The organism is Arthrobacter sp. R4-81, assembly GCF_054792365.1.
Genome location: NZ_CP096445.1, coordinates 1,888,192 through 1,910,711, shown reverse-complemented (window position 1 = coordinate 1,910,711; position 22,520 = coordinate 1,888,192). Strand labels below are relative to the sequence as shown.

At 63.1% G+C, this 22,520-nt stretch carries 20 protein-coding genes; 4 read left to right on the top strand and 16 right to left on the bottom strand.

The annotated features are described in order from the left end of the window. The first annotated feature begins 45 nt into the window (after positions 1-45). Positions 46-1,293 (top strand): MFS transporter, encoded by a 1,248-nt coding sequence (locus M1E05_RS08950; RefSeq protein WP_461165040.1) that lies wholly within the window; start codon positions 46-48, stop codon positions 1,291-1,293. 9 nt (positions 1,294-1,302) lie between these two features. On the opposite strand, the gene ftsY is transcribed toward M1E05_RS08950, so the two are convergent. From ftsY to coaD, 7 genes are all read right to left on the bottom strand, one after another. After that, positions 1,303-2,517, bottom strand: a complete 1,215-nt coding sequence (gene ftsY / locus M1E05_RS08945) for a signal recognition particle-docking protein FtsY (RefSeq protein ID WP_461165039.1) — start codon at positions 2,515-2,517, stop codon at positions 1,303-1,305. A 44-nt stretch (positions 2,518-2,561) separates the two neighbouring features. Beyond that, complete coding sequence (gene smc / locus M1E05_RS08940; protein ID WP_461165217.1) at positions 2,562-6,206, bottom strand: chromosome segregation protein SMC; 3,645 nt, start codon at positions 6,204-6,206, stop codon at positions 2,562-2,564. Between the two features lie 188 nt (positions 6,207-6,394). Next, entirely contained in the window at positions 6,395-7,378 is a 984-nt protein-coding gene (gene mutM / locus M1E05_RS08935) for a bifunctional DNA-formamidopyrimidine glycosylase/DNA-(apurinic or apyrimidinic site) lyase (protein WP_461165038.1), read from the bottom strand. 8 nt (positions 7,379-7,386) lie between these two features. Beyond that, entirely contained in the window at positions 7,387-8,106 is a 720-nt protein-coding gene (rnc, locus tag M1E05_RS08930; RefSeq protein WP_458111220.1) for a ribonuclease III, read from the bottom strand. 23 nt (positions 8,107-8,129) lie between these two features. Next, a complete protein-coding gene (gene rpmF / locus M1E05_RS08925) occupies positions 8,130-8,333 on the bottom strand; it encodes a 50S ribosomal protein L32 (RefSeq protein WP_247045637.1) in 204 nt (67 codons plus the stop codon). 37 nt (positions 8,334-8,370) lie between these two features. After that, the gene (locus M1E05_RS08920; protein WP_458111221.1) at positions 8,371-8,895 is read right to left on the bottom strand and encodes a YceD family protein; all 525 of its coding nucleotides are present in this window, start codon (positions 8,893-8,895) and stop codon (positions 8,371-8,373) included. A gap of 167 nt (positions 8,896-9,062) precedes the next feature. After that, complete coding sequence (coaD, locus tag M1E05_RS08915) at positions 9,063-9,563, bottom strand: pantetheine-phosphate adenylyltransferase (RefSeq protein ID WP_458111222.1); 501 nt, start codon at positions 9,561-9,563, stop codon at positions 9,063-9,065. Positions 9,564-9,675: 112 nt separating this feature from the next. On the opposite strand from coaD, the gene M1E05_RS08910 reads away from it, so the two are divergent. Together M1E05_RS08910 and M1E05_RS08905 are read left to right on the top strand one after the other, a co-directional pair. Next, positions 9,676-10,884, top strand: coding sequence for an aminotransferase class I/II-fold pyridoxal phosphate-dependent enzyme (locus M1E05_RS08910; RefSeq protein ID WP_461165037.1), 1,209 nt, complete (start codon positions 9,676-9,678; stop codon positions 10,882-10,884). After that, entirely contained in the window at positions 10,884-11,669 is a 786-nt protein-coding gene (locus M1E05_RS08905) for a spermidine synthase (RefSeq protein WP_461165036.1), read from the top strand. The genes M1E05_RS08910 and M1E05_RS08905 overlap by 1 nt, the downstream gene beginning before the upstream one ends. A 15-nt stretch (positions 11,670-11,684) precedes the next feature. Here the strand turns inward: M1E05_RS08905 and rsmD are convergent, their stop codons facing one another. From rsmD to thiL, 4 genes are read right to left on the bottom strand one after another with little or no spacing between them, the layout of a single operon-like run. Next, complete coding sequence (rsmD, locus tag M1E05_RS08900) at positions 11,685-12,260, bottom strand: 16S rRNA (guanine(966)-N(2))-methyltransferase RsmD (protein WP_458111225.1); 576 nt, start codon at positions 12,258-12,260, stop codon at positions 11,685-11,687. Between the two features lie 45 nt (positions 12,261-12,305). Continuing rightward, positions 12,306-14,573, bottom strand: a complete 2,268-nt coding sequence (locus tag M1E05_RS08895) for an ATP-dependent DNA helicase RecG (protein WP_461165035.1) — start codon at positions 14,571-14,573, stop codon at positions 12,306-12,308. Next, the gene (locus M1E05_RS08890; protein WP_461165216.1) at positions 14,563-15,633 is read right to left on the bottom strand and encodes a DAK2 domain-containing protein; all 1,071 of its coding nucleotides are present in this window, start codon (positions 15,631-15,633) and stop codon (positions 14,563-14,565) included. Before M1E05_RS08890 ends, M1E05_RS08895 begins: the two co-directional genes overlap by 11 nt. Positions 15,634-15,655: 22 nt before the next feature. Then, the gene (thiL, locus tag M1E05_RS08885; protein ID WP_461165034.1) at positions 15,656-16,681 is read right to left on the bottom strand and encodes a thiamine-phosphate kinase; all 1,026 of its coding nucleotides are present in this window, start codon (positions 16,679-16,681) and stop codon (positions 15,656-15,658) included. A gap of 78 nt (positions 16,682-16,759) precedes the next feature. On the opposite strand from thiL, the gene M1E05_RS08880 reads away from it, so the two are divergent. Beyond that, positions 16,760-17,263, top strand: a complete 504-nt coding sequence (locus M1E05_RS08880) for a DUF3515 domain-containing protein (protein ID WP_458111228.1) — start codon at positions 16,760-16,762, stop codon at positions 17,261-17,263. A 182-nt stretch (positions 17,264-17,445) separates the two neighbouring features. On the opposite strand, the gene M1E05_RS08875 is transcribed toward M1E05_RS08880, so the two are convergent. The 5 genes from M1E05_RS08875 to leuD form a co-directional block, all read right to left on the bottom strand. Then, the gene (locus M1E05_RS08875) at positions 17,446-18,591 is read right to left on the bottom strand and encodes a D-alanine--D-alanine ligase family protein (RefSeq protein WP_461165215.1); all 1,146 of its coding nucleotides are present in this window, start codon (positions 18,589-18,591) and stop codon (positions 17,446-17,448) included. After that, positions 18,588-19,640 (bottom strand): NAD(P)H-dependent glycerol-3-phosphate dehydrogenase, encoded by a 1,053-nt coding sequence (locus tag M1E05_RS08870; RefSeq protein WP_461165033.1) that lies wholly within the window; start codon positions 19,638-19,640, stop codon positions 18,588-18,590. Before M1E05_RS08870 ends, M1E05_RS08875 begins: the two co-directional genes overlap by 4 nt. Next, positions 19,637-20,464 carry a lysophospholipid acyltransferase family protein gene (locus M1E05_RS08865; protein WP_458111230.1) on the bottom strand — a complete coding sequence of 276 codons (828 nt, stop codon included), beginning with the start codon at positions 20,462-20,464 and terminating at the stop codon, positions 19,637-19,639. The genes M1E05_RS08870 and M1E05_RS08865 overlap by 4 nt, the downstream gene beginning before the upstream one ends. Before the next feature lie 12 nt (positions 20,465-20,476). Further along, a complete protein-coding gene (gene murA / locus M1E05_RS08860; protein ID WP_458111231.1) occupies positions 20,477-21,802 on the bottom strand; it encodes a UDP-N-acetylglucosamine 1-carboxyvinyltransferase in 1,326 nt (441 codons plus the stop codon). A 108-nt stretch (positions 21,803-21,910) separates the two neighbouring features. Next, positions 21,911-22,513 (bottom strand): 3-isopropylmalate dehydratase small subunit, encoded by a 603-nt coding sequence (gene leuD / locus M1E05_RS08855; protein WP_458111232.1) that lies wholly within the window; start codon positions 22,511-22,513, stop codon positions 21,911-21,913. Between the last annotated feature and the right edge of the window lie 7 nt (positions 22,514-22,520).

The window sequence follows — 22,520 nt, the reverse complement described above, 5'->3', positions numbered from 1 at the left end:
GTCCAAAACCCCATCCCTCTCTTCAATCGCTAGGATCCAAGCGCCATGACCGAACGATCCCCTTCCGGTAACGGGACCAAGGGAATTTCCGCGGCTACCGCATCGCCGGACAGGGGGCTCCCCCGCGATATCAAGGTGATGTTGGTTGCAGCATTCCTTATTGCCTTGGGATTCGGCCTTGTAGCACCGGTGCTCCCTCAGTTCGCCACCACTTTCGACGTCGGCGCGACTGCTGCTGCCGTGATCGTTAGTATTTTCGCCTTGATGAGGCTGGTCTTCGCTCCGGCCGGTGGCGCCCTGATTGTCAGGTTCGGTGAGCGGCCCATCTATGTAGGCGGGCTGCTGATCGTTGCTGCTTCTACGGCAGCCTGCGCTTTTGCCCAGGACTATTGGCAGTTGCTCATTTTCCGGGGGCTCGGCGGAGCAGGTTCAGTGATGTTCACGGTTGCCTCAATGGCACTGGTGGTCAGGCTTGCTCCCCCTGAAAGCCGCGGCCGGGTTTCCGGAGCGTATGCTTCCGCGTTCCTGATCGGCAACGTCTGCGGACCAATTGTGGGAGGCCTGCTGGCAGGTTTTGGGCTCCGCGTTCCCTTCCTGGCGTACGCCGGGGCCCTGGTCTTGGCTGCCTTGGTGATCCAGACACAGCTCACCCATGTGACGGGGTCGCGCGAAGCGGGTAAAGCCAACCCGCCCATGGAGCTCCGCCAGGCGCTGGCAGACAGCGCCTACCGCGCAGGCCTCGTCTCCAGCTTCGCCAACGGCTGGGCAACTTTTGGCGTAAGGATGGCCACCGTGCCCCTGTTCGCGGTGGCTGCCATAGGTGCCGGTACTGAAGCCGCGGGATGGGCGTTGGCGGTGTTCGCCGCCGGAAACGCCGCTTCGCTCTCCTTCTCGGGACGGCTGGCAGATTCTTTGGGCCGCCGGCCAATGATGATTACCGGCCTGGTGCTGACCGGAGTGGCTACGGGTGCGATTGGATTTACGACCGACATGGTCTGGTTCCTGGTGGCATCAGCCGCAGCCGGCATCGGCTCAGGGATTCTGGGGCCCGCGCAGCAGGCAGCCATTGCCGATGTGATCGGCAATGAACGGTCCGGAGGGCGTGTTTTGGCGGTGTTCCAGATGACGGCCGATACCGGGGCGATCGCCGGGCCCGTGCTCGCCGGCGTCCTGGCGGACCAGCTTGGGTACAGCTGGGCGTTCGGCGTCACTGGCGGTGTGCTGGTGGTCGCCGCCGTCGGCTGGCTGCTGGCCCGGGAGTCCCTGCAGCGCCCGTCCGGCCAGCCAGCCTAGTTAGTGGCGCTAGTTCAGTAGGGCGTCCACGAAGCCTTCAACTTCGAACGGTGCCAGATCGTCAGCGCCTTCACCGAGGCCGATGAGCTTGACGGGCACTCCAAGGGATTTCTGGATGGCGACGACGATCCCGCCCTTCGCGGTGCCGTCCAGTTTGGTGAGGACGATGCCGGTGATGTTCACTACCTCGGCAAAGACGCGGGCCTGGTTCAGCCCGTTCTGGCCGGTGGTTGCGTCCAGGACCAGGAGGACCTCGTCCACCTCTGCAAGCTTCTCGATGACCCGCTTGACCTTGCCGAGTTCGTCCATCAGCCCGGTCTTGTTCTGAAGCCTTCCGGCGGTGTCGATCATCACCACGTCGACTTCCTGGTCGATCCCGGCCTTGACCGCCTCGTAGGCGACAGAGGCAGGATCCGCACCCTCGACGTCGGACTTAACGGTGGGTACGCCCACACGCTGACCCCAGGTGGCCAACTGCTCAGCGGCGGCTGCGCGGAAAGTATCGGCAGCGCCGAGCAGCACGTCCTTGTCCTCGGCCACCAGTACCCGGGCGAGCTTGCCCACAGTGGTGGTCTTGCCGACGCCGTTGACGCCAACTACCAGCATCACGGCAGGAGTATCAGCGTGCCGTTCGACGCGCAGGCTCCGGTCCATTGAAGGATCCACCAGCTTGATCAGCTCTTCGCGCAGGAGTGCCTTGACCTGTTCAGGCGAGCGCGTGCCAAGTACCTTGACACGTTCGCGGAGGGCGTCCATCAACTGCATGGTGGGCCCGGTGCCAAGATCGGCCAGCAGGAGGGTCTCTTCGACCTGATCCCAGACGTCCTCATCGATTTTGTCGCTGGACAGCAGGACCAATAGCCCCTTGCCCAGGATGTTGTTGGACTTGACGAGCCGTTCCCGAAGTCTGTTCAGGCGGCCGGCCACCGGGAGTGGTGTTTCAACCGCAATGGTCTCCAGCCCGGCAACGTTGTCCGGCACCTCTGTGATTTCAAGGTCTTCGAGGTCGACGCCGGCAGGAGCGTTGCGCTCCTTACCAGCCACAGGCCTGTCCTCAACCAGGGTGCCGCGGGATCCTTGCTGTGGCTCCTCGGGATCGTTCAGGTCACGTGTTCCGGGGTAGCGGTTGATGTTCTTCCGGGTCTTCATGAAAACCGGAATCAGGCCGCCGATAACCACCAGGGCAGCAAGAATGGGCAGAAGAATAGGGAGGATGTCGTTCACTCCCCTAGCTTCTCACAATCGGGAATGGTGTTTTTTGAAGGCCCTCAAACTTCAGCGAGGCGTTGGCTGATGACAGTGGAAACGCCATCTCCCCGCATTGTCACTCCGTAAAGAGCGTCCGCCACTTCCATGGTCCGCTTTTGGTGGGTGATGACGATGAGCTGGCTGGATTCGCGCAGTTCCTCGAAGATGGTGATGAGGCGGCCCAGGTTGGTGTCATCAAGTGCTGCCTCCACTTCATCCATGACGTAAAACGGCGACGGCCGGGCTTTGAAAATGGCAACAAGGAGAGCCACTGCCGTGAGGGATCTCTCCCCGCCTGACAAAAGTGACAGACGCTTTATCTTCTTTCCGGCCGGACGGGCTTCCACCTCGATGCCGGTGGTCAGCATGTCCGCGGGATCAGTTAGCACCAGCCTGCCTTCGCCGCCCGGAAACAGTCGGGCAAAGACCCGCACGAACTGGGCTGAAGTGTCGGCGAAAGCCTCCGCAAACACCTTCTGCACGCGTTCGTCAACTTCCTTGATGATGTCCAGGAGGTCCTTTCGGCTGGACTTGAGATCTTCCAATTGCGTGCTGAGGAACTGGTGCCGTTCTTCGAGGGCTGCGAATTCTTCCAAGGCAAGCGGGTTGACGCGGCCCAGAGAGGAGAGGTCCCGCTCAGCCCTTTTCAGGCGTTTTTCCTGTTCCTCCCTGACATAGGGCTTGCCGTCGAGTACAGGGTTTCCGTCCTCATCGACAGGGGCGCGCAGGGACGCCCATTTATCGGTTGTCTCCCCTGCAGGCACCGGAACGGGCAAATGGGGACCATAGTCAGCTATGAGCTGCTCAGGGGTAAGCCCAAGTTCTTCCACGGACCGGAGCTCGAGCGCCTCGATCCGAAGTTGCTGCTGGGCGCGGGCCAACTCATCCCGGTGCACAGAATCGGTAAGGTCAGCCAGTTCCCGGGCAAGGGCATCGTTGCCTGACCTGACTTCCACGAGTTCGCGGTCCCTTGCTTCCTTCTGTTCCTCGGCCTCATCCCGTTCCTGGCGGGCAAGTTCAACCGATACGTCGACGAAAGCGGCGGCCTGCTCCACAGCTGCGGCGACAGCGGCGGCCCGGGCAGCCTGGAGCCGGCGCCTGGCCGCCCGGTGCGCCGCTTCCTCCCGTGCGCGGCGCTCGGTGGCGGCCGCCCTTTCAAGGGAGGAGGCCCGGTTCCGGGTGGCTGTCAGTTGTTCTTCGGCACTCCTCAGCGCGAGCCGGGCATCCATTTCGGCAGCCCTCGCCAGCGACGCCGCCAACGCCAGGGCGTCGCGGTGCTCTGAGGACGGTTCCTGGTCTACGGGCACCTCCTCAGCGGCGGCGAGGCGGGCGGCTACCTGCTGCAGAGCTTCCCGCTCGGTGAGGATGTTTGCTTCCGCCGCCGTCAACGAGGCAGCCAGCCGTTCGCTCTCCCCCACAGCGCTGCGCAGCACCGAATTCAGATGGCCAAGGCGTTCGGCGACAGCGGCGAGCCTGGCATCGGAATCGTGCAGTTTTTCGAGCGCAGCTTCCGTCCTGTCCTCGGCTTCCGCCCTTTTTGACTCTGCAGAGGCCAACGCAAACCGCGTGCGCTCCAGGTCCGCCACAATGCCTTTTATCCGGGCATCGGCGTCGTCGACCGCGGCTTGCACCTCAAGCAGGGACGGAACCGAGGCGGAACCACCGCTGACGGTCAGAGCCGTAAAGACGTCCCCGGCACGCGTCACGGCGGTCAGCCCGGGACTGCCGGCGACGACTCCCGCTGCGGACTCCAGGTCTTCAACAACGACAACGCCGGCAAGCAGCTCCGCCAACGCTGCGTCGCCTGGGCGGAACGTTTCGCCCTGGTTCGAGGATTCGATAAGCTCCGAGGACTGAACAAGGGTCAAGGCCCACCGGGCACCCGCCGGGAGCTCTGGCTTAACTGCCGGAACCCGCTGTCCAGGCGTGGCTGATGCCCGGGTGCCCTCCCCGGCGCCTGCCAGCAGCAGCGACACACGTCCGGCGTCGTCGTCCTTCAACAGCTGGACTGCTTCAAGGGCGGTGCCCGCATCCCTTACCACCACGGCGTCTGAGCACGAGCCCAGGGCCGCGGCGATGGCCGCTTCGTAACCGGCCTCGACCTTCAGGGTTGAGGCCAGTGTGCCCATTGCTCCCGGAAGCCTGGCATCAACGATGTGGCTGGTGCCGTCCTTCCGGTTCAGGCCCATTTGCAGGGCATCCCGCCGGGCCACCAAAGCGTCCCGCTCGCGTTCGGCCTCGCGCTCTGCGGCTCTCAGCTTCTCTATCCCGGCGAGGATTTCCTCGAGCGCGGCGCTGGCGTTTTCGTAGTCGGCGTCGAGGCTTTCCTCGCCATCTTCAACCCCTGCCACCTGGGATTCCAGGGCGGTGAACTCGGACTGCGCCAGACGGCGCCGTTCGTCACCGGCGGCTTTTGATTCCCGGAGGCGGCCCAGTTCAGCTTCCGCTGACTCCACGCGGGATCTCGCCGCGGCGACCTGCCCTGCCAAACGTGCCAGCCCTTCCCGCCGGTCTGCCGCTGCCCGGAGTACGGCGGCGAGTCGCCTGTCCTCGGCGACGGCTGCCTCTTCGGCCTCTTTCTTTCCTGCTGTCGCAGCTTCCAACTCAATGCTCTTGACCCCAATGAGGTGCTCCAGCTCAGCCTGTTCGGCCCGAACCCTGGCTGCCTGCTGTTCCAGCTGTTCAGGATCCCGCCCTGAGTCAGGAAGGGGGTCGGAGGCGCCAAGCAGCCGGCGCCTCTCCGTGGCCAAGGAGCCCAGCGAGCGGAGACGCTCCCTGTGGGCGGTCAGCTGGTACCACGTATCGCGGGCCGCGCTGAGCCTCGGCGTGGCTTCGGCTGCCAGCTGCTCCAAAGCTGCCTGCCGCCGTCGACCGCCTTCAAGCTCCAGCTCCACCACACCACGGCGCTCTTTGAGGGCAGACTCGTCGGCAACATCCTGTTCGAAGGCCGACTGCAGCTGGACAAGGTCGTCGGCAAGGAGCCTCGCACGCGCGTCACGGACCTCGAACTGGACGGTCTGGGCACGCCGGGCGATTTCAGCCTGCTTACCCAAGGGCGTCAGCTGGCGGCGGATTTCCGATGTCAGGTCACTCAGCCGCTGGAGGTTGGCCTGCATGGCCTCGAGCTTGCGGACTGTCTTTTCCTTGCGGCGGCGGTGCTTGAGAATTCCGGCGGCCTCTTCAATAAAGCCCCGGCGGTCCTCGGGTGTGGCGTGCAGCACCTTGTCCAGCTGCCCCTGGCCGACGATCACATGCATTTCACGGCCGAGTCCCGAATCGGAGAGCAACTCCTGGATATCCAACAACCGGCAACCGGCACCGTTGATGGCGTACTCGGAGCCGCCGGTCCGGAACAGGGTCCGGGAGATGGTGACTTCGCTGTATTCGATCGGCAGTGCGCCGTCTGTGTTATCGATGGTCAGCGACACGTGGGCCCGGCCAAGGGGCGGGCGGCCAGAGGTTCCGGCAAAAATGACGTCCTCCATCTTGCCGCCGCGCAGGGTTTTGGCTCCCTGTTCACCCATGACCCAGGCCAGGGCGTCCACCACATTGGACTTACCCGAGCCATTGGGACCCACCACAGCAGTGACGCCCGGCTCAAAATCGAAGGTCGTGGCCGACGCAAACGACTTGAATCCCCGGACAGTCAGGCTTTTAAGGTGCAAGGTGGTTCGGATCTCCTGAATAGCTGCAGTGCTGGTTGACGCGGACAAGGTTCACATGCAAGGTGACGAAGCAGCGGTAGCTTTCCTGCCCAAATCTACTGCGTGGCAGCGACATTCAGCGGATTTCCGGCGCTTTGACCCTCAGTTTTGCTATCGGCCACGGGCCTGAACCGGGGCGGCAGGAACGGTTACCAGCGTCCGTTTCGTGGTCTGGGCTGGCACACGGGACACGTGTAGGTGGAGCGGTTCATGAACTGCTCCCGCTTCATCAGACTGACCAGGCCGACGTCGGCGCACCGCTTGCACTCCAGCCCTTCCCTGCCATAGGCGTTCAGGGAGCGGTCGAAGTAGCCGGAGGCTCCATTGACGTTGACGTAGAGGGAGTCGAAACTGGTGCCGCCTGCGGCCAGGGCGTCCAGCATCACTTCGCGGACGGCCTCGATCACGCGCAGGGCTTCCGGCTTTCGAAGCGTGTCTGTGGGACGGGCGTAATGCAGCCGGGCTTTCCATAGCGCCTCATCCGCATAGATGTTGCCGATGCCCGAAACAAGGCCCTGATCCAGGAGTGCGCGCTTAAGACCTGTCTTGCGAAGGCGCAGCCGGCGATAGAAAGCATCGAAGGAGAAATGGGGATCCAAGGGGTCACGGGCAATGTGGGAGGCCTCTTCGGCGATCATCGGCAGAGGGTCCTCTGCGAGCCCGCCGGGGCCGCCGTCGTCTGTTGGAACGAGCGATGTGACGAAAAGCCCGCCGAAAATCCGCTGGTCCACAAAACGCAACTCGTTGGGCATGCCGTTGCTCGGGCTGAGCCGCAGCCGCACCTTCAGGTGTTTTTCATCGGGTTCCGCCGCATCCTCAACCAGGAGTTGGCCGCTCATGCCCAGGTGGGCCATCACCGCTACGGTCGGCTGCGTATTCTGACCCGTGGCTGAAGCCGGGGCCGGATCTGCCGGGGCAGCTTGTGCTTCCGCCAACGGCATCCAGAGGAATTTGCCGCGGCGGACGACGTCGAGGACTGTGGCGCCCTCGAGGTTCCCCGCAAAGTCCTCAGGACCCAGCAGATGCCTGCGGACGGAACGGGGATCGAGAACGTCCACCGAGATGATGGTGCGTCCGCGGACCCAGTTCACCAGGCCGCGGCGTACGACTTCTACTTCAGGCAGCTCGGGCAAGGAACCGCCTAAACGCCCGCCTGTGTACCGGATGCTGCGCTGGCGTCCTGGGGTGAGGAGAGCTTGCGCCACGCGTCCGCGGCAGCTTCCTGCTCCGCTTCCTTCTTGGAGTGCCCTGCGCCCTTGCCATAGTCGATCCCGCCGATGCGAAGCACGGCCTGGAAAGTACGGGCATGGTCGGGGCCTGAGCCCTCAACAGCATAGTAGATACTGCCCAGTTGCCGACTGGCGGCTAGCTCCTGGATGCTGGTCTTCCAGTCGGTTCCGGCGCCAAGGGCGGCGGCGTCCTTCAGCAGCGGACCGATGAGGCGCATCACCAGCTGACGGGCTGTCTCGATGTCGTTTGAGACATAGGTGGCCCCGATCAGGGCCTCCATGGTGTCCGCGAGGATGGAGGCCTTGTTCTTGCCCTCGGTGAGTTTTTCACCCTGTCCAAGATAGATGTACTCCCCGATGCCGAGGCTTCGCCCTATTCCTGCCAGCGCCCTTGTACTGACGACGGCGGAGCGCCGCTTGGCAAGGTCACCCTCCGGAAGGGAAGGGTTGTCCCGGTACAGGGCGTCAGTGACGGAGAAGCCCAGGATGGAATCACCCAGAAACTCAAGACGCTCGTTGGTGGGTATGCCCCCGTTTTCGTAGGCATAGGAGCGGTGTGTGAGCGCAAGACGAAGCGTCCCGGCGTCAATAGAGACACCGAGACGCTTCAGAAGCTCTTCAGTTGAAGACATCTTGTTCAGCCTTGTATGGCCGATTAGACGTCCGCGACCCTGCGGCCCTTGTACTCAAGGAACAGCGCAGTGCCAGCCGAGTCGGTAACGACCTTTGCCTGGTGCGGCAGGCTGTAGGTAACCTGGCCGTTCTCAATGGTCTTCACCAGGTGGGGGGCGGTCGCCTTCCACTGGGAACGGCGGGCGCGGGTATTCGAGCGAGACATTTTCCGCTTGGGAACAGCCACGGCTAACTCATTTCTCTCTTAGTCCAACACTTACAAATCAATTTTGCCGGTCAGGCTTAGCCAGATCAGCTAGGGCAGCCCAGCGAGGATCTACGACCTCGTGGTGGTGCCCCGGCTCGTCTTCCAGGCGCGCTCCGCATTCGGAACAAAGGCCCTGGCAGTCTTCCCGGCACACCGGCTGGAACGGCAGCATGGTAATCACTGCGTCCCGCAACACCGGTTCAAGATCGATCAGATCGTGCTCGACTCGACGTTGCTCTTCATCGTCTTCTCCGTCAGAGAACTGAACGTCCTCGTAGAAGAAAAGTTCCTGCACATTGACCTCAAGGTCATACGCAAGGGGATCCAGGCATCGGCCGCATTCACCGGAAACTTCGGCGATTACATTTCCTGATACCAGAATTCCTTCGTGTACGGCCTCAAGCCTCAGGTCCAGTTCGATATCCGAACCTTGCTGAACGCCAATGAGTGCTACACCAAGATCACTTGGTGCAGGTACATGCTCCGTCAGTGTCCGCATGCTTCCCGGACTGCGTCCGAGGTCCTTGACGTCAAACACCAAGGGCGAACTAGCATCTCGTTTAATGAGAACTCCTGTTGAACATATGACCGACGTACCATCTTAGCCTGATGGGCGGTGCGGACTCAAACTGAGGGCTGAACCGCTGCATGCAGCGGTTGCCGTTCGGATGAATGCCACAGTCGTCCGGCGATGTGTACCGATAGAGCTTACCCTCTGGGCGGTCCTTCTGCTGAAGACTCGCCAGCAAGCATCCGTTTCAGGACCGATCTGGGGACAAATTCCGAGATGTTCCCTCCCAGGGAGGCGACTTCCTTGATCAGGGTCGAGGACAGGTGGAGGTAGTGTCCCTCAGCGGGAAGGAAGACAGTTTCCACACCGCTTAGCTGCCGGTTCATCGTGGCCATGGGCAGCTCGTAGTCAAAGTCCGAGGAGGACCTCAGGCCCTTGACGATGGCGGACACACCGCGCTTGCGGCAGTACTCAGCCAACAGGCCGTCCCCTACCGGCTCAACCACGATCCCGCGCAGTGACGCGAGTGTCTCCCGTGCCATATCGATGCGTTCTTCGAGCGTGAAACGGTACTTTTTCGCATAGTTCGTGGACACGGCCACGATGACTTCGTCAAAGAGCCCGGCCGCCCTGGCGATGACCTCCAGGTGACCGTTATGGATGGGATCAAAGGAACCTGGGCATACTGCACGTCGCATATTCCGAACCTACCCCATGGGCGGAGCGGGATACCATGACAGCACCGCACGGACGCGCGATTCAGCCGGGGATAAGCCCGGGATAGCCGGGACAAGCACAGACAGGAAGCACGTGACCCGAACAACTCCTTCCCCTTGGCAGCGGGCCGCGTCGGGAGCCAATCTGCTGGCCGCCGACGGTTCCCTTGGCGTCACGATCTTCGAAGAGATGACCACCCTCGCGGTGAAGACCGGCGCCATCAATCTCGGCCAAGGGTTTCCGGACGAGGATGGGCCTGCCGAGATCAAGGCCGCGGCGCAGGCTGCCATCGCCGCAGGTGCCAACCAATATGCCCCGGGTAAGGGAACAGTGGAGTTGCGGGAAGCCGTTGCCGTCCACCAGGAGCGGTTTTATGGGCTTCGGCCTGATCCCCAAACTGAGATAATCGTCACCACCGGAGCCACGGAGGGTATAGCCGCCACCCTGCTTGCGCTGGTGGAACCGGGGGACGAGGTCCTCACGTTCGAGCCGTTCTATGACTCCTACGGCGCAATAATCGGCCTCTCCGGAGCCACGCATACGACCGTGCCCCTCCTCGCGCCGGACTTCATGCCCGATGCTGCGCTGATTGAGGAAGCCTTCACCGAGCGGACCAAGGTGGTGCTGATCAACAATCCCCACAACCCTACTGGCGCTGTGTTTCCCCGTGAAGTACTTCAGCGCGTCGTCGAACTGTCAGCCCGGCACAATGCCGTCATCGTCACGGATGAGGTGTACGAGCACCTGACCTTCGGTGTCCCCCATATTCCCTTCGCCACCCTTCCCGGTGCCGCGGAGCGCACCATCACCATCTCCTCTGCCGGCAAGACTTTTTCGTTCACCGGTTGGAAGATCGGCTGGCTCAGCGGCCCCGAACACCTGGTGGCCGCCATCCGGACCGTAAAGCAGTTCCTCAGCTACAGCTCCGGCACTCCGTTCCAGGGCGCCATTGCTGTAGGGCTGGGCCTTCCCGATGACTTCTACACGGGGATCGCCAAAAGCCTGGAGCGCAAGCGTGACATCCTGAGCCAGGGATTGCGGGCCGCAGGCCTGGACGTGTTTACACCGCGGGGCACATACTTCGTGAATGTCGACACCTCACCGCTGGGAATCTCCGACGCCGTGGATCTCGCCCGGAGGCTTCCGGCGCTGGTAGGCGTTGCTGCCATACCCGTTCCGGTGTTCTGCCATCCGGACGGTGCAGAGCGCACCCGGAGCCTCCTGCGCTTCGCCTTCTGCAAAAAAACGGCAGTGCTCGAAGAAGCTGCCGCTCGCCTGGCAACGCTGCGGGACAGGCTTTGATGATCAGCCGCAGCGGCCCGCCAGCCGCGCGCTTCCTCCAAGGCATCGGAAAACACGCAAGCATAGAGCCCGATGCCTATACTCAGGGCGGCTACGTCCTCAGCATCGGGGGTGCGGAGCAGTCCCACGTTAACCTCGCCGACCCTCATGAGGTCTTTTATGAGTACCTGCGGAGGATCGCCAACGTCATGGATCTCGCCGCCCCTCCCGGCCAGCCCATCCACGCGCTGCACCTTGGCGCAGGTGCCCTCACCCTGGCCCGCTACATCCAGGCCACCCGGCCCGGTTCCCGCCAGTATGCAGTGGAGCTGGAACGGGAGCTGCTGGACTTTGTGCTCCAGCAACTGCCTTTGCCCGAGGGGACTGAGCTCACTGCCGTCATTGGGGACGCCCGCGAGTCCCTTGCCGACCTTCCGGCCGGACTCAGTTTCGACGTGATCATCCTGGACATATTCTCCGGCCCGGAAGCCCCCGCCCATATTGCCTGCAGCGAGTTCTACGAAGAGGCTGCTGATCGGCTGGCCCAGGGAGGAGCCCTGATCGTCAACGTGGGTGACGAACCCGGGCTCACCCTCGTCCGGAGCCAGGTTGCAGCCATGCGGAGGGTATTCCAGGCGGTCGTAGCAACGGCTGAGACAGGGATGTTCGCAGGGCGCTACCCCGGAAACATTGTCCTGGTGGGAACGCAGCACCCGTGGCCGGAGGAGTGGACGGCGTCCCTCAACTCCCGTGGTCCTCATCCGGCGAACGTACTGGCCGGGGTGGAGCTGGACGCGCTCAACTAAGCGGATAAGCCCGTTCTATTCCCGGGCCGAGGGTTCAGCAAACCACAGCTTGGTTTCGCCGTATTTTCGTTCCGCAAATCGTTCCATGGAGGCAGGCCATTGCGGTTCGGGGGTCCGTGACGATCGTTCGACCACCACCACGGCAGCGTCGGCGAGATGTCCCGACAGTTTCTCCAGCACAGCCGCGAGGGCAGGCTCATCCAGCGGATAGGGCGGATCCAGGAACACCAGATCCCACAGGATTCCCGCCTCTGCCCGTTCAAGAAACGGCTCCACCTTTGACCTGTGAACCGAGACGTTCTTGCCGCCCAGCGCTGTGTTGATCATGTCCGCATTCCGCTGGCAGACGGCGCTTGCCTTCGCATCGGATTCCACGAGGTCCACCGCTTCGGCACCACGGCTGGCGCTTTCTACGCCCAACGATCCGGAACCCGCATAGAGATCCAGAACCCTGGCCCCGGCAATGACGTCGAAGGCCTCCAGCCGGGAAAACAATGCCTCCTTCACCCGGTCCGTGGTGGGCCGTGTCAACGAACCAGGGACGCTGACCAGAGGTGTCCCGCCGGCCACGCCGGCAATGACCCGGCTCAAGCCGGTCCCCCGGAGCGCACGCCGCATTCCATGGCGGCATTTGGTTTAGCCTCGCTCAAGGAAGGCCTCCTTTTCGGGGTTCAGGTATTCGTCGATGGCGGCGGCCAGGACAGGATGGGCCAACAGCTGCGGATCCCGGCCAACGATGCGCTGGGCATCCTGCCGGGCGCGTGCAATGACATCCTCATGTTCCAACACCCTCAACAGCCTCAACGTGGAGCGGCCACCAGACTGCGAGGCTCCTAGGATGTCGCCTTCGCGGCGGAGTTTGAGATCCTCCTGCGACAGCTCAAAGCCATCGGTGGTCGCTGCGACGGCGTCCAGCCTGCGGCGGCTCGGATGCCCGGGTTCCAGGGCAGTCACCAGCAGACAGGTACCAGGCAGTCCGCCGCGGCCAACGCGCCCGCGGAGCTGGTGGAGCTGGGAAATACCGAACCTGTCGGCATCAAGGATCACCATCAGTGTTGCGTTATGGACATCCACTCCTACCTCGATGACCGTGGTGGATACGAGGAGCTTGACCTGGTTCGCGGTGAAAGACGCCATCGTTTCGGACTTCACAGCGGGATCCTGCCTGCCATGAAGGGGCGCCAGAGGCACCCCTGCGAGAGCGGGTTCCTCCTTGAGATGTTCGACGACGGCGGTCACCGAGGCCAGTTCGCGCCCGGTCGAGTCACCTTCCGGTTCCGCCCCGGACGGCTCCGCCTCACCAGGACTGAAGTCGCCGTCGTCGTCAGTGCCGATCTTGGGGCACACCACATATACCTGATAGCCGGCGTCGATCTCTTCGCGGGAGCGGGACCAGATTCTTGCTGCCCAGGCGGGGTTTTCGGCGAGGCCGACGATGTGCGTGGAGATCGGGGCACGCCCGGCTGGCAGCTCGTCGAGGACGGACGTTTCCAAGTCTCCGAAAACGGTCATCGCCACGGTCCGCGGAATGGGGGTGGCGGTCATGACCAGTAGGTGTGGCGGCTTGCGGGCTTTGGCCCGGAGGGCATCGCGCTGCTCGACTCCGAAGCGGTGCTGCTCGTCCACCACAATCAGGCCCAGGTCGTAAAAGGAGACGTTCTCGCTAAGCAGTGCGTGGGTGCCGATGACGATGCCCGCTGTTCCGGAGGCCGCATCGAGCATTGCCTGCTTTCGCGCCGCAGTGGGCATTGATCCCGTCAGCAGGGTGACCTGGACCCCGTCGATGCCGGTGGACGCCTCCGCACCGCCAAGAAGACCGTCGCGGACCAACGGCCCGAGGGTACGGCGGATGGACTCGAAGTGCTGGGCGGCGAGAACTTCAGTAGGTGCGAGCAAAGCCGCCTGTCCCCCGGAGTCAACCACCTGCAGCATGGCGCGTAAGGCCACGATGGTCTTTCCCGAGCCGACTTCTCCCTGCAGGAGTCGGTTCATCGGACTGTCCTGTGAAAGCTCACCGGACAGGGTTTTTCCGACGGCGGCCTGGCCTGCGGTGAGGGTAAAGGGCAGCTGCCGGTCGAAGGCGGCCAGCAGTCCATTTGGTACCGGCCTTCGTGCCGTAGCTTCCTCGGCGGCGAGCTGAGCGCGGCGCCGGGCGAGCGCCGATTGAAGGACCAGTGCTTCTTGGAACCGGAAGCGGTCTCTGGCTCGTTGCCAGTCCGGCTGCGTCTCCGGGGCATGGATCAGACGGTAGGCCTCGCCGATCGGAAGGAAATGTTCCCTGGCCGCGATCTCGGCGGGTAGCGGGTCCTTAAGATCGCCCAGCTCAACAGTATCGAGCAGCGTGGAGATTACTTTCTGGATGGACCAACTGGTCAGTTTGGCAGTGGCCGGATAGACGGGAATGGGCATAGCCGCGAGCTTCTCCGGGTCCATGCCTGGAGCTTCGGGGTCCTCGTCCAGCAGGAGGAAGTCTGGATTGGTGAGCCCCAGCGTGCCGCCGAACATGGTGACTTTGCCGGAGAACATGGCCCGCCGGCCCGGAAGGAGCTCAGCCTTGGCTCTGTACCCGTTAAAGAAGCTGATCTTGAGCGTTCCCGCCTTGGCGGCGGAACCTCCGCCTGTCCCGGTGGTGGCCCCGGCGTCATCGGTAATGACGACGTCGGTCAAGGAACCACGGCGGGCCCTCATGGCCCGCGTGCTGCTGGAGACGACGCGCGCAATCAGCGTGACGTCCTCATCCAGCGGCACTTCACTGATAGGTGTCAGCTCTCCCCTGCTCAGATAGCGGCGGGGGAAGTAGTTGAGGAGTTCACCAACAGTGGTAATGCCGAGGTGCTTCTCGATGACAGCCGCGGAGCGCTTTCCTATGCGGCGCTCCAGGGCAAGGTCCAGCTCAGCGCTCATGCCCGTTATAGTCTCCGACCTCAACATTCCGCGCCTGTGCCAGCTCGCTGACGGAGATTTCAGCGGGCTCACCCAGTGCGCGGATTAGGGCCACGGCGGGCGCCTCTTCTTTCACATGAACGTGGACACGCCAGCGGTACTTGCCGTCCGGGTCTGCAGAATTGCCCAGTTGGCTCATGATGACGGAGTCCCCCATCTGGTCCAGGCGCTGCCGCAGAGTGGCGGCATCCAGCGGCGAAAGGTTGATGGTACACATGACTTCCACGCCGTCGTCATCAGGCATGGCCGCGTGGATATGGGGGTCCTGCACGTCGTAGCCGTGCAAGCCATCCAGAAGTTCACTTTGCAGCTCTTCCCCGAGGACAGCCGAGCGCAGGCAGTCCAGGATCAGGAGCATGCCGACTCCTCCGGCATCTACGACCTTGGCTGCTTGCAGGGCGTCCAGTTGTGATTCAGTACGGATCACGGCTTCCAGTGCAGCCTGCACGGCGGCGTCGAGGGCGAGGCCAAGGGCATGATTGCTGTCGTCCCCGTCCAATGCCGAGTCGACGGCGGAGACTGCACGGGAAGCGGCTTCGATCACCGACAGCATGGTGCCGGGCACGGGATCACTGAGCGCCGTCCACGCCCTGATCTGTGCCCTGTTCAAGGCAGCTGCAAGCAGAGGGGAACTGAGCCGTGTGTGCCCGGCCAGTGGTTCGGCGGCGGCGCAAAGGAACACCGAAAAAAGGGTTCCGGAGTTGCCGCGTGCTTTCTCCATAGCCGCCTGGCCTGCCACTGCGAGCACGGCACCCACATCATTTTGTCCGGCAGCTCCGTGAACGGCTGTTCCGTGGATCGCAGTTCTGTGGACTGGAGCTCGTGAGTCGTCCGAGACAGCCTGGGATGGACCAGCTTCGGCTGGGTTGCCTCGTCCGCCCAGAGCTTCAGTCGCGGCACGGACGGTGAGATACAGGTTGGTGCCGGTGTCCCCGTCTGCGACCGGAAAGATGTTGATCGCGTTGAGTCGGTCGCTGTGGTTTCCAAGGGCCGTTTCTGCCTTGCTCAACCACCGCTTCATCGCTTGCGCGTTCGCGGCAATCTTAGTCTGCAAAGTGATCCCATCCCACAAGGTCAGCGGGCCTGCCCGCGATATTGACACCCGTACTGTTGTTTCCTGCAAGGGCCTGCACTGAGCCTATCGCAGCAAAGCCTCTGGGCAACTGAACTCCAACGGGGAAGGTTGCAAGCAGGCCATGGTCCTCGCCACCGCCCAGGATCCACTCAAGCGGCTCCGTTCCGAGCAGCCTTCCTGCAGGCGCCAACGGGGCGGCCAGGAGCTTCAAAGACTCCGGATCAAGCTCCACGACCACCTTGCTGGCTTCCGCCATCCGGCCTGCATCCCTGACCAGCCCGTCAGAGATGTCAAGCATGGCCGAGGCTCCTGCCTCCAGTGCCAACGGCCCCGAAGCCAGAGGCGGGAAGGGGCGGCACTGGGCGTCCACCAGCTGACGCAGCCCGGGAGTCAGTGACGCCACGCTGTGTCCTGACTCCAGAATGGCAAGGCCTGCCGCTGCCCGCCCGACAGTGCCTGCCAGAGCCAGTACATCGCCCGGGGTGGCACCGGACCGCAGCACAGGTTCCCTGCCATCCAGGGTCCCAAGAATGGCCACGGTCACGGCAAGTTCACGCCCGCGGCCTAGGTCCCCGCCCGCAACCGAGCAGCGGAGTGCTCCCAGTTCACGGATGCTGGCAGACAATCCATCCGCAAAATCCTCGACCCAGGACACGGGGGTTCCGCTGGGCAGGGTCAGGCTCACCACCATGGAGGTTGCCTGGGCTCCCATCGCGTTGATGTCACTGAGGTTCTGGGCAGCAGCCTTCCAGCCGACGTCGTACCCTGTGCTCGCATGCCCGTTGGGCCACTGGAGGCGAAAGTCCTGATCCTGGACCTGGGTGTCGATGCTCAGGACTGTCCGCCCGTCCGGGGCGCCGACGATTGCGGCGTCGTCGCCTGGACCGAGCAGCAGCAGGGCGCGGGCTTCGGGAGCGCTTTTGAGGCGGGGGAAGATCCTGGCAAGCAGCCCGGATTCGGTTAGGTCAGCAACGGTCAACGGAGTTTCAAGCACGGCACTACGCTATCGCGGGGGGAGGACATCATGGTCAGCCGACATCACTGGGCGGGCGCCGCAGGATAGGCTTGTTTGATGCTTCGGCCCAACCCACCGGTCACTTCCCCCGGAATCCGCCTCCTCGCCATTCTGGCCGCAGGCGCGCTTTCGCTCACAGCCTGCTCTCCGGTCGTCGATGTTGCCCCGGCGAAGGATGCCGCAAATCCAGCCTGTGCACCCATGATGGTGGCCCTTCCCGAGGCAATCGGGGACGCCCCGTTGCGCAAGACGAACAGCCAGGCGACAGCAGCATGGGGAGACCCCTCGCGTGTCATCCTCCGGTGCGGTGTCAACCCGCCGGGACCCACCACTGACAGATGTGTCAGCGTCAACGGCATCGACTGGGTCATCAAGGAAGGGGACCCGGTCTATACGCTCACCACGTTCGGCCGGGAACCCGCGACAGAGATCCTGATGGATCCCGAAAAAATCTCCTCGGCAACGGTGTTGGCTGATCTTGCCAGCGCTGCAGGAAAGATCCCGGCAAGCCGCAACTGCGTGGGCAAGGAAGATTTGCAGAACCTGCCACCAACCAGTTAGAGCGCTGCCTGGGCCCACGCCGGCAGGGTTCCCTGGCCGAAGCGGAGCGAGGTTAGGGTGCTGCCTGGGCCCACGCCGGCAGGGTTCCCTGGCCGAAGCGGAGCGAGGTTAGGGTGCTGCCTGGGCCCACGCCGGCAGGGTTCCCTGGCCGAAGCGGAGCGAGGTTAGGGTGCCGGTGGGGATTAGCGGAGCCCTGTTTTCCGGTGGAGGGCCAAGTAGATCAGTTCGTCAATGAGGGCCGGATAGCTCAACCCTGACGCGGCCCACATTTGCGGGTACATGCTCTTGGGGGTGAAGCCGGGCATCGTGTTGATCTCATTGATGATGATGTCGCCGTCAGGAGTGTAGAAGAAGTCCACGCGGCTCAGCCCTTCGGCACCTACGGCATCAAACGCTGCGGCGGCGAGTTCACGGACACGGGCGATTGCTTCTTCCGGGATGTCTGCCGGGCAACTCAGCTTTGCAGCATCATCCTCAACGTACTTGGCATTGAAGTCGTAGAATTCGTGACTGCCCCCGGCAACCGAGATTTCGCCAGGCATGGAGGTGCGCGGCGACTGGGTTCCACGGCCCTCAAGCACGGCGCACTCGATCTCCCGCCCGGCGATTCCTGCTTCAATAACAAGCTTGAGATCGTGGAGACGTGCCTCCTCGATGGCGGCATCCAGGCCCTCGAGAGAGTCCACTTTGGAAATGCCCATGGAGGAGCCTGCCCGGGCCGGCTTCACAAAGACGGGGAATCCGAGCAGGTCGACGCGTTTACGCACTGATTCCGGATCAGTGAGCCACTGGCGGTCTGTCACGGCCACGTACGGTCCCACATGAAGCCCGGCGGCCTCAAAAACTACCTTCATGAAGTGCTTGTCCATGCCTACGGCGGAAGCCAGCACCCCGGCTCCGACGTAGCGGGTATCAGAAAGCTCCAACAGCCCCTGGATGGTCCCGTCCTCGCCGAACGGCCCATGCAGGACGGGGAACACGACGTCGACAGTCCCGAGTTCCTGGGGGATCTGGTTGGGTGCGGCGACAATGAGCTGGTGCTCCCCGCCGATCTCCGCCAGCGTAACGGTACTGGATGACGGCTCGACCTCGGGCAACAATGTCGAGGACAGCGACCATTGCCTTGTATCTGCAGACGTCAGCACCCATTGCCCTGACTTCGCGATCCCGATGGGAATGACGTCGTATTTGTCCTTGTCAATGGCCCCCAGCACGCCTGCGGCAGTGACGCAGCTGACGGCATGCTCGCTGGAGCGTCCACCGAACAGCACAACAACCCGGGGGCGCGGCTTGCCCGCGACTTCTACATTCTCATCCGACACAGTCAGTAATCGCCTTCGGGTTTCAGTTCCCGGGCCAGCAGTCGCGGGCCCAGTTCGTCAACGGACATCTTTCCGGCAAGGACGGCCACCACGGCCGCGGTAATGGGCATATCAACGCCAAGCTTTCCTGCCAGCTCATGGACAGCCTGGCCGGATTTGATCCCTTCGGCCGTCTGCGTCATTTTCTCAGTTACCTGGCCGAGGGAAAGACCCTCCCCCAGCAGCCGTCCGGCGGTATGGTTTCTTGACAGCGGCGAGGAACATGTTGCCACGAGGTCACCCAAACCTGCCAGGCCGGCCATTGTCTTGGCCTCGCCGCCAAGGGCAAGCGCCAGACGGGAAGTCTCGGCCAGTCCCCGGGTGATAACCGAAGCTTTGGTGTTGTCACCCATCTGTTTGCCTTCGCAGATGCCTACGGCCAGGGCGATCACGTTCTTCACAATGCCGCCGATTTCGACGCCGACGACATCCCCGGTGGTGTAGGGACGGAAATACGGGGCAGTGCAAGTGCGCGCAATCCACCCGGCAGCCGCAGCGTTGGAACAAGCCACAACCGAGGCGGTGGGCTCTTCCCGGGCGATCTCCATCGCAAGGTTGGGACCTGAAACCACTGCTATCCGATTGGCCGGAATGCCCAGTTCCTCGCAAATGACTTCACTCATGCGGGCGTCGGTACTCAACTCAAGGCCCTTCATGAGGGAGACCACCATCGCATCAGCACTGACAAGGTGTTTCCAGCTCCTCAGCTGTGGCCGCAGTGTCTGCGCAGGCACAGCCAGCACCACCAGGTCAGCGCCGGCCAGAACCTCATCCACGTCCATGGAAGCGGTGATGCTTGCCGGTAATTCGATGTCCCTGAGGTACTGCGGATTGCGGTGGCTTGCGTTGATCTGCTCCACGACCTCACGGCGGCGGCCCCAGATACGGATGCTGCGGGCGACGCCGGAAGCAGTGGCGGCATCAGCCAGGATCTTCGCGAAGGTGGTGCCCCAGGAGCCTGCGCCCAGGACGGCCACGGTGAGTGCCGAACCGGGTTTGGTGTCCTGCTCGGTCATTCCACACCCCGGGAAGGATCCGTCAGGTTGCTCTCTGTCGGGCTGCCCTGGGGAGCGGTGCTGCCGTCGGCGATCGTTTCCGGGGAGCTCTTTTGCATCTTCCGGCCATGCTTGGACTGGTTATGGGCCGAGGGGTCCCAGCGCTCGGCCGGCGGCTCCTCGCCGCGTAGCCCCGCCAGCAAGACTGTGATGTCCTGCATGATCGCTTCGGTAGCCGCGGTCAATGTTGCCTTGTCCAGGGGGCGGCCTTCGAAGGCGCTGAGGTCAACCGGCGGCCCCACCACAAGCCGCGAACGCTTCCGCGGAAAAAGGTGGAAGCTTTTGGCGTAGCGCGGAAAAACCTCATGGGCGCCCCAGTGGGCTATGGGAACAACGGGGATCCCGCCCTCCAGAGCCAGGCGGGCGGCACCGGTGTGGCCTTTCATGGGCCAGAACGACGGGTCCCGGGTCAGGGTTCCTTCGGGGTAGATGACAATAGCTCCGCCTTCGGCCACAATCTCCTGGGCGAGCTGCAGCGAACGGTTCGCCCCCGCCGTCGAGCGTTCCACCGGGATCTGCTTCGTTGCCCGCAGGATCCAGCCCAGGACGGGGACCTTAAAAAGGCTCGCCTTGGCAAGGAAGTGCGGGGCCCGCTTCTGGTTGTAGAGCATGTGCCCCACGATGAGGGGGTCGATTTCGGTGCAGTGGTTGGGCGCCGCGATGAAGCCCCCCGCGGGAAGCTTCTCCGTGCCCTCCCATTTCTTGGCCATCATGACGTTCAGCAGGCTCCGTGCGATGCCGGCGATAATCACGAACGTGACATGGCTCTTGGCCGTTTCCTTCAAAGGGAGCCCCCGCTACTTAACTGCAGTGATGTCGAAATCGGCGCCCAGGCCCGCGAGCTTCTCGGTGAACCGTTCGTAGCCCCGGTTAATGATGTCGATGCCGGTGACGCGCGACGTTCCGGTCGCCGCCAGGGCTGCGATGAGGTGGCTGAAGCCGCCGCGAAGATCGGGAACATCAATGTCGGTTCCCTTGAGTTGCGTGGAACCGGAAATAACGGCCGAGTGCAGGAAGTTGCGTTGCCCGAAGCGGCAGGGGACGCTGCCCAGGCACTCCCGGTGCACCTGGATGTTGGCCCCCATGCGGAGGAGTGCATCCGTGAAGCCGAAGCGGTTTTCGTACACGGTCTCGTGGACGATGGACACGCCCTCGGCCTGGGTAAGGGCCACAACCAGCGGCTGCTGCCAGTCAGTCATGAAGCCGGGATGCACGTCGGTCTCCAGCACCAGGGGACTCAGCTTGCCACCGTGGTGATAGAAACGGATGCCGTCCTCGCCGATATCCATTCCTCCGCCCACCTTGCGGTAGGTGTTGAGGAACGTCATCATGTCCCGCTGGGTGGCACCTTCGACGAAGATATCGCCTCGTGTCACCAGTGCGGCCGAGGCCCACGACGCCGACTCGTTGCGGTCTGAGAGAGCGCGGTGGTTGTAACCGCCGAGGTCACGGACGCCCTCGATGCGGATGGTCCGGTCCGTCTGAACGCTGATGATGGCGCCCATTTTTTGGAGCACGGCGATGAGGTCCACAATCTCCGGTTCGGTAGCCGCACCCGAGAGTTCGGTGATGCCTTCCGCACGTGTGGCGCTGAGCAGAACCTGCTCTGTGGCGCCTACCGAGGGATAAGGCAGGGAAATCTTTGCTCCCTGCAAGCCCCGGGGGGCGGAGATGTGGATGCCACCAGGCCGCTTCTCCACCACAGCGCCGAACTGCCGCAGCACATCGAGGTGGTAGTCGATGGGCCGGTCGCCAATCTTGCAGCCCCCGAGGTCGGGGATGAACGCCTCGCCAATCGCGTGGATCAGCGGTCCGCAGAGAAGGATGGGAATGCGGGAGTCTCCCGCGTGGGCATCGATTGCCGTGCTGGAGGCCGTCTTGGCATCCTTGGGGTCCAGGGTGAGATCGCCGGTGATGGGATCCTTCTCCACGGTGACGCCATGCAGCTGCAGGAGGCTGGTAACTACCTCGACGTCCTTAATTTCAGGAACGTTCCGCAGCAGGGACGGCTCGTTGCCCAGCAAGGCCGCAACCATCGCCTTGGGGACGAGGTTCTTGGCCCCACGGACGGTGACGCGACCTGTAAGCGGGACGCCTCCGCGGATTGTCAGAACACTACTCATATACCGGTTTCCTCACGATTACTCGCCCCCCAATACTTCCAAAGGCTCCCGCTAAGCATATGAGTTGGCTGTTCCGAACCGAAATGCAGGCGCAGTCCGGCGGACGTCTCAGGACAGCCGTGCAGGCAGGGTCTTGGGTTTGAACGAGGGCCGGGTGGCTTCGTAGGCGGTGATGTCTTCCTCGTATTTGAGGGTCAGTCCGATGTCATCGAGGCCCTCCAGGAGCCGCCAGCGGGTGTAGTCATCAATCTCGAAGGGGGCAACGACGTTACCGCAGGTGACTGTCTTGGAAACGAGGTCAACAGTTACCTCCGTGCCCGGGGCGTTCTCGAGGATCTTCCAGATGAGTTCGATGTCATCCTGGGCCAGTTCGGCCGCGAGCAGACCCTGCTTGCCGGAGTTGCCACGGAAGATGTCAGCGAAGCGTGACGAGAGAACTGTCTTAAAGCCGTAATCCTTCAGGGCCCACACTGCATGCTCGCGCGAGGAACCCGTCCCGAAGTCCGGGCCGGCAACAAGGACAGATCCCGCATTGAACGGAGCCTGGTTCAGGATGAACGACGGGTCCTTGCGCCAGGCTGAGAACAAGGCGTCCTCGAAACCGGTCCTGGTGATGCGCTTGAGGTAGACCGCGGGGATGATCTGGTCGGTGTCCACATTGCTCTGTCGCAGCGGGACGCCAATTCCGGTGTGGGTGGTGAACTTTTCCATGGATGCT